The sequence below is a fragment of the Marinagarivorans cellulosilyticus genome (assembly GCF_021655555.1).
Lineage (GTDB): Bacteria > Pseudomonadota > Gammaproteobacteria > Pseudomonadales > Cellvibrionaceae > Marinagarivorans > Marinagarivorans cellulosilyticus.
This window is the reverse complement of sequence record NZ_AP023086.1, coordinates 4,923,508-4,936,949: the sequence shown is the minus strand read 5'-3', so window position 1 is coordinate 4,936,949 and position 13,442 is coordinate 4,923,508. Positions and strand designations below refer to the sequence as shown.

Sequence of the window (13,442 nt, the reverse complement as noted above, 5' to 3'; positions counted from 1 at the left end):
TTATAATCTTTTTCGCGAGAAATGCTTATGTTAGATACTCGTTATTTCTAAACATATGGAAATTAAGGTTTTTAAGAACATTAATGCATTTTATTATTCGCATTTTAAAAATCCTGTTTTTGCATAATGCAAAGATAATTACATTATGCAAAAAATTTGAGCGCCGCTAAAAATAGTATTTTTTGTAAAAGTAAGGGCACGCAAATGCTTTCCCTAGGGGATAACGGCTCATTACCCAAGTGGAGCTGGGCGTTGCCATTCGTGAAGAAGGAAAGGCCCCGTTGGTAGAAAAACAAGGCATGCCCGAAGGAGCTATTGATTCACTTTACTGCCCAACAATAGCTCGCACATATAGGTAGCCGATTAGGTATGTAGCCGACAGCATAAAAGCACGTCGTTTAAGGCTCGACTAAGAGCATTGGGTTTTTGTGCAAATAGGCAAGGTCGGCCCACAGGATTTGTCCATCGACCACTTGGTTTATTAGAATATCTGGCAAGCCATTTTGGTTAATATCCTGAATCTGAACAGGTCGGGATACATTAAAGGGCTGCCCTGTAGTAACCGGCTGGTAAAAAAAGTACTTTGCTCCGTAGGGGGCAATCTCCACTGCAAACTCTTCGGTGGTGGTATTTTCGTAATACAAATACCACCCGTATTTGCTGCCAACAATAATATCTTTATCCCCATCGCTATCAATATCCACCGCTTTCGCGCTTCCATCGTGAGGATGAGCGGCAACGCCTTGATCGATGAGTGGGTATTGAAAAGATAATATTTCCATCGACGTATTGAAAAAGCTATTTTCAGCTGAGTTTCGTATTATCAGATCAGACCCCAGAGCAACATCGATAATACCGTCTTGGTTAATATCATCAAAATGCGCGGCACAGTAGCCAAAATCCATCGGTAGGATTTGCCTGCGTGAAAAATCCATAGTGCCATCTTCGTTGTTAGGTATAACAGTTAACTCATTGACTGCCCGCAGGCTATAGGTTAAATCAAGGTAACCATCTTGGTTAACGTCTTGCGGTTCTAAGTTTGCAACAAAGGCACCATTGAATTGAATAGCCCCTGCGCTGCGGTATTGCATGTTCGCAATATCGTCAAACAAGTACCTTAAGCAATCTTGGCCGGTGCAAAGCAGAATATCTTGAATGCCATTCTGGTCCATATCGAAAATAGCAATTTCACAAAACTCATAACAATTAAATGAAGATGTAGTAATGACTTTTTCTTCAAATATAGGGCTAGCATTACTGCCCGCGGTATTAAGGAAAAGCATTAACACGGTTTGATCTTGCACTGCGACAATATCGGCATCGCCATCTTGATCAAAATCAACCACATCAATGTCGTAAGCTTCATTCATATTCTCGGCAATAAGGTGCTCGCGAAATTCGCCACCATCCAATTGTTCGTACCAATACATGGCTTCACCGGTTGTACCCACACTAATAATATCGAGGTCGCCATCACCATCGATATCGTAGGCTTCTATTGCCGAGGCTATCGTTAAAGAGGTATCAATAGCCTGTATTTTGTCAGCGGGGCTAGCGTGCGATGAAGAGCTTTGAGTTTGATGCTCGCCCCCGGTGCACCCTGCCATCACAAGTAATATTGAAAGTGGGCCGGTTAAATTCAACAAACGTCTAAGCATTATCACGTGAAGTCCCTTAGTCTCGAGTGGCGGCCGATAAGCCGTGTATTGGTTGGTGGTAGTTTAAAGGCGCTGCCCAATGCGGCCAAGCCAGTAATGTGAGCTACACCTTATTTAACCTAGAAACCGCAGTTGAGAGTCAAAAAGATGCGTATTCCGTTGGTGTGCATGGCGTGTAGTAAAAATATGTAGTCACCTTATTGGTGATGAATCATTTTTATCACGCGTCAGGTGCACCAAGGGGATGCGTAGACTTTGATGGTTCAACTGCGGTTTTTAGGTTTAACAAAGATATAGGACGCGAGTGTATTTGAGGTATAGGATAGCGCAGCCTTTCCATAGCTTTAGGCACGAAAATTGATGCCTCTATTAATAAGCCAAACTTTTATCGCCTTGCTCAGTATACTTGCGGCGCTATTTACCCATTCACACACAGCGTTAACAAACTATGAAAACCTTTAACTGCAGCTGCCCCGGACAACCTTCGTTATTCTTCGAAAGCCATACTTGCAATGCCTGCGGCCGTGTTGTGGGTATTACAGATGAATTTGAGAGCGTGCAACCGTTCGATTTAAATGAGGAAGCCAACTACTTTGTAATTGAGGGGGTAAGCGATAGAGCCTTTAAAAAATGTAAGAATTTTGCGCAATACAATGCTTGCAATGGCATGGTGGATGTAAAGCTTACAAAAGAAGAGGCCGCCACCGAAGCGGAAGCTAAAAACACCGAAGATAACGAATACTGTTTTGCCTGCCGCTTTAACGAGGTAGTACCTAATTTAAACGTAGAAGCGCATGTACCGCTTTGGCAAAAAATGGAAAACGCCAAAAGGCGCGCACTTTACACCTTAAAAGCTTTGCCGCTGCCGCTGAACAATAACGAAGAAGATGCCGAAACCGGCTTAACCTTTGAGTTTACGGTGGATCGCAATGTGAAAGACCATTTTGTGAGTAAGCTGCCGCACCACCCAGATGTAATGACGGGCCACAATAACGGTAATATCACTATTAATTTAGCCGAGGCCGACGATGTTGCGCGCTCTAAAACTAAGGCTGCCATGGGGGAAAATTATCGAACACTGCTGGGGCATTTTCGTCACGAGTTAGGGCATTATTATTTTGATCGCTTAATAGCCAACAACCCCTATAAGCACGAACGCTGTAAAGCCTATTTTGGTGATGACGAACTCGATTACCAAGAGGCGCTAGATCAGTACTACAGCAATGGCGGCGCACCGGCAAACTGGCCAGAAAATTTTATTAGCGAATATGCCATCATGCACCCATGGGAAGACTGGGCCGAAACCTGGGCGCACTACATGCACATTATTGATACCTTAGAAACGGCCCAAAGCTACGGCTTATTGTTTGATAAAAATAGGGGTACCAACCAAACGTTAAGCGATTTAAACCTGCCACAAGACGATGCCGACGATGATATTTCGGCATCGTTTAACCGCATACTAAATTCTTGGATGGAATTTTCGGTGGTGCTTAACGCGCTAAACCGCAGTATGGGGCTGCAAGATGCCTACCCCTTTGTGCTGACCGAGCCGGTACGTAAAAAGCTCTCGTTTATTCACCATGCGGTACACAATAAAACCCTGCTATTAAGTGAAACCCCTTTCGAGTAAGCACTAAAATTTTATTTTAGTGCTTCGTCCACAATGGCTTGGGCCTCTTTTAATATGGCTTGTAGGTGTTCTTGCCCACTAAAGCTTTCGCCGTATATTTTGTAAATATCTTCTGTGCCCGATGGCCTGGCTGCAAACCAACCATTTTCTGTAACAACCTTTAGGCCGCCAATAGCCGCGTTGTTACCTGGGGCTTTTGTCATTACCGCCGTAATGGCCTCGCCCGCTAAAGTGGTAGAGCTAACTTGCTCTGGCGATAACTTAGACAGTTTGGCTTTTTGTTCTGGGTTGGCTACCGCTTGAATGCGGTCGGCGGTTGGCTCGCCATATTTTGCGATTAATGCTTGGTAGTTTTCGCCAGGGTCGCGGCCGGTTTTAGCGGTAATTTCGGCCGATAACAGCGCTGGCGCTAGGCCGTCTTTGTCGGTGGTCCATACACGGCCATCGCGGCGCAAAAACGAGGCGCCGGCGCTTTCTTCGCCACCAAAACCTAAAGAGCCATCCACCAAACCGGCGGCAAACCATTTAAAGCCCACCGGTACTTCAACAACTTTACGGCCTATGCCCGCGCTTACGCGGTCGATCATTTGGCTACTGACCAGCGTTTTGCCTACGGCGGCAGTAGCGCTCCACTGGGGCCTGTTTTGAAATAGGTAATCAATAGCCACAGATAAGTAATGGTTAGGGGGAATTAAGCCCGCGCTAGCACATACAATACCGTGCCGGTCGTGGTCGGTATCGCAAGCAAAGGCGACGTCGTAGCTTTCTTTTAAGCCTATTAGGCCTTGCATGGCATAAGGCGAGGAAGGGTCCATGCGGATTTTGCCATCCCAGTCGACCGACATAAAACGGAAGCTGGTATCAACAACGGTGTTCAATACCGTAAGGTCTAAATTGTATTTTGCGGCAATGGCTGGCCAATAATTCACGCCAGCACCACCGAGTGGATCTACCGCCATGCGCACACCAGCGGCGCGAATGGCGTCCATGTCTATTACATTGCCAATGTCATCAACATAATGGCGTAAAAAGTCGTGCTGGTGTGTTGTGCTGGCCGCCATGGCTTGCTCAAAGGGCATGCGCTTAACCGCCTTCAAGTCATCGGTTAAATAGGCATTGGCTTGGCGTTCTACCCAGCCGGTAATGTCGGTATCGGCTGGGCCACCGTTGGTGGGGTTGTATTTAAAACCGCCACCGTCGGGTGGGTTGTGCGAGGGGGTAATGACAATACCGTCGGCCAAGCCACCCGTGCGGCCGTGGTTGTAGGTAAGAATGGCATGCGAAATGGCCGGCGTTGGCACATATTCGCCACCGGCAGAAACATGCGCCTCTACGCCGTTAGCCGCTAGTACCTCCATGGCACTTACAAAGGCAGGCTCCGATAGCGCGTGGGTATCTATACCGATAAACAACGGGCCATCAATACCATTGGCTTTGCGGTAGTCACAAATTGCCTGTGTCATGGCCAATACATGGTATTCGTTAAAGGAGCGTTTAAAAGAAGAACCCCGATGCCCCGATGTGCCAAAGGCCACGCGGTGCGATGGCTCGCTGGGGTCGGGCCTTTCGCTATAGTAAGCCGTGACCAGCTTGGCCACATTAATTAGGATTTCCGCTGGGGCTACGCTGCCTGCCAAAGGGTGAATCTTCATTGTGGGTTGGCTCAAGTGACTCTCCTAAACAATTAATAGTGCGCTGGCGCCTAGTATAGGCACAAGGCCAACTATTATGAGGCAATGAAAATTGAATCAAAAGGCTTAAGGACGCTAGTGAATACCGATCTTAATAAACCCGTAAGTACAAACCGCCATTTGCTGCAATTCGGTGCTTAGTTTGCACACTTGGTGCATGATGAAACACCATGAAAGCAGCGCTCGCTAAACTGGATGTGACGATGAATAACATGGCTCCTTTAATCAACGTATTGTGGCGCTATTTAGCCTTAGAGCAGCCACTTAAAAAAGCCGATTATTTACTGGTGCTGGGCAGTAACGATATTCGCGTTGCCGAAACTGCCGCCAGCCTATTTTTACAGGGTTGGGCTAAACGCGTAATATTCAGCGGCGGTTTTGGTCGCTTAAGCCAAGGCGTATTTACCCAACCCGAGGCGCAAGTGTTTGCCGACATTGCGATGCAAAAAGGCGTGCCCCAAAGCGCTATTATTATCGAGCCGCGCGCCAGCAACACCGGCGACAACATTCAATTTTGCCAGCAGCTATTACACAGCAAAGGTTTACCCGCCCACAGCGCATTATTGCTCACCAAACCTTACCTACAACGCCGCGCCTACGCGACCTGTAAAAAACAATGGCCCACCTTGGCTGTAACGTCAGCGCCCCATTCCTTTAATGCTAATAATTACCCCAATCGCGTTATCACTGGGCAAGCAATGCACGAGGCTATGCTTGGCGAAATACAGCGGATTATGGAATACCCGAGTAAAGGCTTTATGGCCGAGCAAGCCATACCCGAATCGGTAATATCCGCGTATAGAGAGTTGGCGGGTTTAGGTGGTGGATAGGGAAAAGTGAGTGGGCGTAATATTGGGTAATGTTTTATTTTTTGGGCGTGGGATAGGGTTGGGGTGTTTTGCTTCTGCCAGCTCGGTGCCGGCAGTAACCTATGGGGCGCGCTGTGGATATGCTGTCAATGTCATTAACTTCGCGGTAGCCTACAATTTTTCTGGACTCGCTCAAGCCAATCCATGGGCGCTCCGCACGCGCTCCCGGCGCGTGAGGGTCCTGAAAAATCACCGCCTACCGCTTAACTTGCCTTAAGTTTATGACATTGGAAATGTTCTTATAGGCTCTGCACAAACCTCCTGTTTGTGACGGCCCCAGAGGTTACTGCCAGCCCCCGCTTCTGGGTGTCTAGTTATTACCTGTAGTTAGTAGTTGGTAGTAAGAGTGAGTAGAGTAAAGGCAGTCTGGGGCGCATAACCAAGAGAGCCTAATTTGCCTCAAAATAACTGTATATGAATACAGTTATGGTCTGGTTCTGTATTCTGGCGAAATAGGTGCAGAAAATTTCTGCATTTTAATGCGCCAACTTGATGCATTCCTGCAGGCCAGTTGCAGTAAGGGCTTCAGGGGTGCTAATGTTGGCTCTTAATGAGATAGACGGAATGTCTGTCTGAAATAGACGGAATAATTCGGTCTAATAAACTGTTCTGTGTGTGTCCTCAGAATGAAGAGTGTAAAACTTAGGACTTTATGGGATTTTTAAATGGGCGAATGCATCAACTTATGACCTCTTTCAGGTATATTTGTCTGGTGAAGAAACACTAAACATGTCGGTAAAATAACGATAAACAGCGGCAGTTTAAAAATGGGTGAAATAACATGAAAACGAAGATGCCAAAGGAATGCACCGTGCCCAGCTTTGTTACCAAATACAAACGCACCTTTTCTCATAGTAATAGTAAATCAATATCATGCTGAAAATAACAAACATACAGGCAAATTGTGGAGATAGCTTCTTAATTGAAGATACCGATGATTCAAGAAAATTATTACTGGACTGTGGTTTCAAAATCACCTACCAACATAAAATTAAGCAGCTGACTTCGAGTGTTGATTTTCTAGTTTTGACACACTCAGATGAAGATCACATTCATGGTGCGATTCCTCTAATTGAAGACACTCCTCACAGATTTACTGTTGGGAAGGTCTTCGTAAATGTACCGAGCTCGTATGAAGTCTTGTCTGATAGTGGCGACATATCTATTCATCAAGCAATCACACTGGAAAGCTTGCTAAAAGAAAAAGAGCTACCTCATCAAAGCCTCCTAGCTGGTGAGACAATTAAAATTTCCGAGAATATTAGCTTAGAAATAATCTCGCCCACCAAGGAAGATTTGAAATACTTCATTGGGAAATATAAGGACGTTAGAAGATCTTCTAGTCCAGACCCAATATCAAAGATCGGCACTATCATTCCGCTTGAGACTCTTGCAAATAATAACGATGCGTATAAGTCCAAGAAATCTGACTTCACTAATGCTGCATCAATAGCCTTCATACTCAAGTACAAGGATAGAAATCTGCTTTTTCTAGGAGATGCTCACCCTACAGTTGTTACCGACTACTTAGAAGCCAAAGGCTTCTCAAAAGAGAAAAAATATACTTTTGATTATATTAAACTTTCACATCATGGAAGCATCACAAGCATATCTAATAAGTTTGTCTCAATGGTTAGTTGTTCTAACTATATATTGAGCACCAATGGCGGGAAAGCTCGAAGTCTTCACCCTAGCAGAGAAACACTAGCAAAATTAGCATTAAGTGTTGACAGAAGCGATAGTGACGACATTCATTTTTTCTTCAACTATCCAATTGAAGAAATTACTGCTAGAAACGGCTTATTAATTAGCTCAGAAGAAAAGATTAAACACAATATAAAACTAATTGAACAATGTAGCTTCGATATAATATGAACGAATTAGATGTACTACCAAAAACTAGCGTACAGATCTATCAGTCCGATAATTATCATGGATCAGGTGTATTGGTTGAAACAGATGGCGTATTCTATGTTTTTAGTGCTGCTCATGTTATATGCCAAGATATAAATAAACCTTTAAAACTGGATGGGTTTTATGGAGTATCAGAAGAATATGGAAAGATTGAATTTGATAATTTAATAGGGGAACACAAAGCGATTCAGGAGTATGATATCGCTATTATAGCCATAGACCAGAAGCACAATTTCCTAGGCTTTCCTAAAATATGCTTTTGTGAAGACATTAGCTTTCCTGAAAACTCCTATACTTTCAGAGGAACCCAAAAGTCATCAGCCTTAAAACCTCATACTGTAACCCCTTGCCATCTAGACACCCTTATCAATGAAGAAAGTTCGTTTTGCCTCAAGGTTCCACTGGATGCTTACACCGACATGAAAGGGAGCGTTGGGGCAGAAGTTCTGGGAGGGTATTCAGGCAGCGGGATTTTCATAAAAGAAGCCGACAACAATTATTTGGTTGGCATAGCCCAAAATATAGATAAGGATGACTTTACGGGCGTAAATTGCCGATCCATTAAAGTCATTAAAGATTCGTTTCTACCGAACATTAATATCGCAGATTTTCATGGTGGTAATGCTCAATTAAAGTTGAATATTGCTGAGATTCGAAGAAATGTTACTCAAGGCATGATAGATGAAAGAAAAAAATCTAATGATTATGGAGATGTTGAAAACCTCACTAGGAAGATGAATTCGTTTATGAAAGATTGGACACCTGAAGACCTAGATGGATTTATAAACGACATTTTAGTGTGGGAAGATATTGAACATTCAAAGATCAGAAATCACAGTTCATACCGCGACCTCATTGAGAATGCTAAAGCAATATGGGCATCTGGAAACAAAAAATACCAGGTGAGTAGTATTCAGCAAGGTAACGAGCGCTTCCATAAAATTCTAGATGAACTTACTGACCTCCTAAAAGGAGAGCTAGAGGGAACCTCAATTAAGTCTAGTAGCACTGTTATAGCTGCTGGAGAAATTGCCCGACTATTAGCAAATTGCACTTTGGATTTTAAAAAATGAGTATAGAAATCCAGCTGAAACCGCAATTCCTCGATAGCGCACCTGATAATAGCACGTTAACTCATCTTGCTATTATATGCGGCGCACTGAAACATTGTCTTGGGAGCGCTACGACAATGTCATTCATCAAGCTAGCCTACATATTTGATAAAACCATAAATTTAGAAGCTAATGCATTTTCTTCAAAGATAACTTTATCTTCTTGGAATATTGATAACGACTTTAAAAAATCACTCATTATGGCTGAATCTAATGAGTTTATAGAATTACTAATAGATAAAACATCTAAGGAAATGAAAATTTCACTGACCGACAAAGGCGATATATACCTTATCTCAGTTGAAAAGCATCAAGCGTTTACGAACTATTTAGAATATTTGAAGGATATTAAAATTCCTGAAAATAGATTCAATAACCCGATTATTAGAAGTTAATAAAATGCACATCAACTCAGTATCAGCGAAAATTCTTGCAGGAACAGAAGATGGGCTAAAGCCATTTGGTTTTGAGTATGGTTTTAATCCCGGACTCAACATTCTGACTGGTGACAACTCCAGCGGTAAGTCCACCATTCTTAGCTGCATATATTACTGCCTAGGAATGGAGCAACTAATGGGGAGCAAGGGAATTAATGCGCTAAGTCCTGCTTTGCATCAAGTGCTTAATTTTGAAGGTCATCCTTGCCATGTTTATGAATCCAGCTGCTCACTTATCATCACTGCAAACAACGGTAAGCAATACACACTTACACGTCGTATAGCCTCATCCGATGAGATCACTATCAATGAAATACTAATATTTGATGGTACCACAACTACGCCTAAGTTTGTCCATTCAGCAAGAGATCACGGTGATCAAGGGTTCTATCAATGGCTGGCAGAAGTAAATGATTTAGAAATCTTTAATGTCGAATCATTTAACGGTGAGTCGACCAAGCCCCTATATATGCAGAATGTATTTTCGCTGGCTTTCATTGAGCAGACAAAAGGATGGTCAGATATATTCTCAATGATGCCTAGCTTCGGTATTAAAGACCCTAGACAAAAGGTTGTTGAGTATTCTCTAGGGCTTAATTCTTTAGAGTTAAATATGAAGCTTGATCAAATTAAAGCTGATAAAAATAAGATTAAGGGTGAATGGAAGCGAATTGATAACGATCTGATATATCGAGCTCAAGCAACTCAACTCTACCTGTCGATTTTTGATAAGAACAAGCCAATTACAGATAACAAAATCGAAGCAATATATGCAGCTGAACTAAACAATGAAGAAAATGAAATTAAGACTAGTCAGGTAATTAAAATTATACAAAAGGAAATTGACGCTTCTAATAAGCGAATTGAACTCACGAACACTTCTCAAGATATTTCCAAAGACTTAATTAGCACGAGGGAAAAGATAAAAGAATCGCTATCCTCATATATATCTGAAAGGAATGATGCTTCAGGGTTATATGCCGAGGAAAAGATAAAGTTAACCAGCTTCAAGAGCTCATTAACTTCTACGATAAACGACATTCAGGGCTTTCAAGATGTTAAGAAGTTATCTATTAACAGAAATTGGGCGAGCCTATCAACATCTAAGTGCCCTGTTTGTGAAAATAGTGTTGAGAACAAAAAAGATGCTGAGCTCTCGAAAGAGACTATTGAAAAGAGCATTGCTTTTCTTAAATCTCAAAAATCCACTTATGAAAAGTACATTGAAGCTTCTGAGTCTTTACTAGAGCGGTATGTATCAGTTTTAGCTTATTATGATAAGAGTATCGCATTAAAACGAACGCAGCTTGATAGTATTCATAAAGACTTAAATTCACCTAGTTCTCAATCAGTTCGAGGTGAACTTGAGATTCAAGCAGAGTTAAAAAATCGTCTTAACGATATCAAACAGTTTAATTCATACCTTGAATCCACTAAAGACAGGATGAAAGAATTAAGTAAGCAATACTTCATTCTAGATGTGGAAGAAAAGAGACTTAAAGGTTTAGTTTCTAGTGATGAAGGAAAAATATTCAAATTCAAACGATCATTTATCACCCTATTAGACTCCTTCGGTTATAAAAGTAATGGCGTAGGAAATATAACCATTAAAGATAAGCACCCTCACAGGCTTATGCCAATTGTCTTTATGGAAGGGCAAGAGCCTCAATATATTCGATATGTTTCCTCCGCCAGTGACTTCGTAAGATCAATTTGGTCTTATTATCTTTGCCTTTTGGAAATGGGATCTTTGCATCCTGGCTTCTTACTAATGGATGAGCCCGGGCAGCATCAGATGCGAGTAGACAGCATGAAAGAGTTGTTGTCACACAGTTCTAAACTCGGAAAGCAAGTAATTCTAGCGATATCACAGGATAGAGACTACGACGAAAAAGACGTTAATATATCAAAATTAATCGAGGGTATTGATTCTAAAAAAATTCACATGCTTCACATCGACGACAAAACATATTGTATATCCCCAATTGAAATCCCTACTAATGATGCTGGGTTGTAGGTCTTTCGCATGGTCAGTATTTCTGCCAAGATTCCGTTTTATTGTTAGGGCACGAGCCCAGTGTACTTTCGGCTCAAAAATGTGTTGGAGTAAAAGATAGGACATCCAAAACCCGATAAACGGTAAGAAAAAAGATAGGACATCCAAAACCCGATAAACGGTAATGCAAAAACCTCGGTGATTGACTATACCTAAATGACTAGGTAGTGTTTATCACTGAGGTTTTTTATGACTCAAGCGCGTAGAACATTGATCTCTTTAGATCAGACCAGCTGGTTCCATATTTGCTCACGCTGTATTAAACGCTCATTTCTCATGGGCGAAGATAAATACAGCGGTAAAAACTATGAGCATCGTCGTGAATGGATATCGGATAAACTTGCTGAACTTGGGGATATATTTGCGCTAGACATCGCAGCATACGCAGTATTGTCAAATCACTATCATTTGGTACTGCATATTGATGCGGAAAAAGCAGAAGGGTGGAGTGATAAAACGGTTATTCGACGTTGGATGATGTTATTCAAAGGAAACAAGAGATAGGACATCCAAAACCCGATAAACGGTAATGCAAAAATCTCGGTGATTGGCTATACCTAAATGACTAGGTAGTGTTTATCACTGAGGTTTTTTATGACTCAAGCGCGTAGAACATTGATCTCTTTAGATCAGACCAGCTGGTTCCATATTTGCTCACGTTGTATTAAACGCTCATTTCTCATGGGCGAAGATAAATACAGCGGTAAAAACTATGAGCATCGTCGCGAATGGATATCGGATAAACTTGCTGAACTTGGGGATATATTTGCGTTAGACATCGCAGCATACGCAGTATTGTCAAATCACTATCATTTGGTACTGCATATTGATGCGGAAAAAGCAGCAGGGTGGAGTGATAAAACGGTTATTCGACGTTGGATGATGTTATTCAAAGGGAATGAATTAGCCCTTAAAGTGTTAAAAAATCAGGCTATCAATGAAGCGGAGCAATATCTTGTCGATGACCTTGTTGCTGAGTGGCGTAAACGTTTGAGTAGCATTAGCTGGTTTATGCGTTGTTTAAATGAACATATCGCACGACTCGCAAACGCGGAAGATAAATGCACTGGCCGTTTTTGGGAGGGCCGCTTTAAAAGCCAGGCTTTACTCGACGAGCAGGCGATTATTACCTGCATGGCATATGTCGATTTAAATCCTGTGCGCGCCGGCATGGCGGAGCTACCAGAAACCAGTGATTTTACGGCTATTCAGCAGCGCATTCAGTCTTTGAATAAACCCGCTAAAAAAGCTAAAGATAAAAAGCCCATTAGGCTGGCCAATTTCTGTAAACCGCCTAAAAAGAATCACCTTCCCACTGCCGATTCCGTAGACCAAGGGCAGCGTTCTACAGGTGTTATTCCCTTTTACTGGCGCGATTACCTTGAACTCATCGACTGGACGGGGCGAGCTATTCTGCCCAATAAGAGCGGCGCCATCGCACTTGCATCACCTAAAATACTCAGGCGTTTGGAAATTAATTGCGATGACTGGCTAGAAAATATGCCCCGCATTGAAACCGATTTTCACCACTGTATCGGCCGTGGCGATGCGATACGCCCCTGCGCCGAAAAGCTTGATCAATGCTGGGTTAAAGGATTAGGTGCCGCTCGGCGATTGTTTGGTTGTTAGAAACTACTCCGTTGTACCGATACCACAGCCCATTATGTTGGTGGGTTTATATTTGATGCCTAATAGGCATCACCTCAAGTAAAACCATCTCTTTTTCGAAAAAATTGTATTATTACTCAATCGTGATATCTACAGTTTGATGGTTTTCGTCGGTGGGTATTAGGCTTAAAGTAAATTAGTTTTGGATGTCCTGTAAATATTCTTGGCCGCTGTGATTCCATAAAACCCTGTGCAGAAAAGCTTGATCAATGCTGGGTTAAAGGATTAGGTGCCGCTCGGCGATTGTTTGGTTGTTAGATACCACTTCATTGAACTGATGACACAGCCCCATTATGTTGGTGGGCTTGTATTTGATGTCTAATAGGCATCACCCCATGCAAAACCTTCTGTTTTTCGAAAAAATTGTATAATTACTCATTCCTGATACCTACAGTTTGATGGTT

Annotated in this window: 10 protein-coding genes; 8 read left to right on the top strand and 2 right to left on the bottom strand. The window is 42.5% G+C overall.

All coding sequences use genetic code 11. The features are described from left to right. Positions 1-398: 398 nt before the first annotated feature. Positions 399-1,658 carry an FG-GAP repeat domain-containing protein gene (locus tag MARGE09_RS20135; RefSeq protein WP_236987422.1) on the bottom strand — a complete coding sequence of 420 codons (1,260 nt, stop codon included), beginning with the start codon at positions 1,656-1,658 and terminating at the stop codon, positions 399-401. A 448-nt stretch (positions 1,659-2,106) separates the two neighbouring features. Between MARGE09_RS20135 and MARGE09_RS20130 the strand changes: the two genes are divergently transcribed. Further along, positions 2,107-3,291, top strand: coding sequence for a zinc-binding metallopeptidase family protein (locus MARGE09_RS20130; protein ID WP_236984929.1), 1,185 nt, complete (start codon positions 2,107-2,109; stop codon positions 3,289-3,291). Positions 3,292-3,302: 11 nt separating this feature from the next. Here the strand turns inward: MARGE09_RS20130 and pgm are convergent, their stop codons facing one another. Then, complete coding sequence (gene pgm / locus MARGE09_RS20125; RefSeq protein WP_236984928.1) at positions 3,303-4,958, bottom strand: phosphoglucomutase (alpha-D-glucose-1,6-bisphosphate-dependent); 1,656 nt, start codon at positions 4,956-4,958, stop codon at positions 3,303-3,305. Positions 4,959-5,152: 194 nt separating this feature from the next. Between pgm and MARGE09_RS20120 the strand changes: the two genes are divergently transcribed. From MARGE09_RS20120 to MARGE09_RS20090, 7 genes are all read left to right on the top strand, one after another. Then, the gene (locus MARGE09_RS20120; protein ID WP_236984927.1) at positions 5,153-5,812 is read left to right on the top strand and encodes a YdcF family protein; all 660 of its coding nucleotides are present in this window, start codon (positions 5,153-5,155) and stop codon (positions 5,810-5,812) included. Between the two features lie 912 nt (positions 5,813-6,724). Next, complete coding sequence (locus tag MARGE09_RS20115) at positions 6,725-7,726, top strand: ComEC/Rec2 family competence protein (RefSeq protein ID WP_236984926.1); 1,002 nt, start codon at positions 6,725-6,727, stop codon at positions 7,724-7,726. Then, the gene (locus MARGE09_RS20110; RefSeq protein ID WP_236984925.1) at positions 7,723-8,838 is read left to right on the top strand and encodes a hypothetical protein; all 1,116 of its coding nucleotides are present in this window, start codon (positions 7,723-7,725) and stop codon (positions 8,836-8,838) included. The genes MARGE09_RS20115 and MARGE09_RS20110 overlap by 4 nt, the downstream gene beginning before the upstream one ends. Further along, complete coding sequence (locus MARGE09_RS20105; protein ID WP_236984924.1) at positions 8,835-9,272, top strand: hypothetical protein; 438 nt, start codon at positions 8,835-8,837, stop codon at positions 9,270-9,272. The genes MARGE09_RS20110 and MARGE09_RS20105 overlap by 4 nt, the downstream gene beginning before the upstream one ends. A gap of 4 nt (positions 9,273-9,276) precedes the next feature. After that, positions 9,277-11,331, top strand: a complete 2,055-nt coding sequence (locus MARGE09_RS20100) for an SMC family protein (RefSeq protein WP_236984923.1) — start codon at positions 9,277-9,279, stop codon at positions 11,329-11,331. 228 nt (positions 11,332-11,559) lie between these two features. Further along, entirely contained in the window at positions 11,560-11,874 is a 315-nt protein-coding gene (locus tag MARGE09_RS20095; protein WP_236984910.1) for a hypothetical protein, read from the top strand. Positions 11,875-11,964: 90 nt separating this feature from the next. Then, positions 11,965-12,999 (top strand): transposase, encoded by a 1,035-nt coding sequence (locus tag MARGE09_RS20090; protein ID WP_236984922.1) that lies wholly within the window; start codon positions 11,965-11,967, stop codon positions 12,997-12,999. Positions 13,000-13,442: the final 443 nt, after the last annotated feature.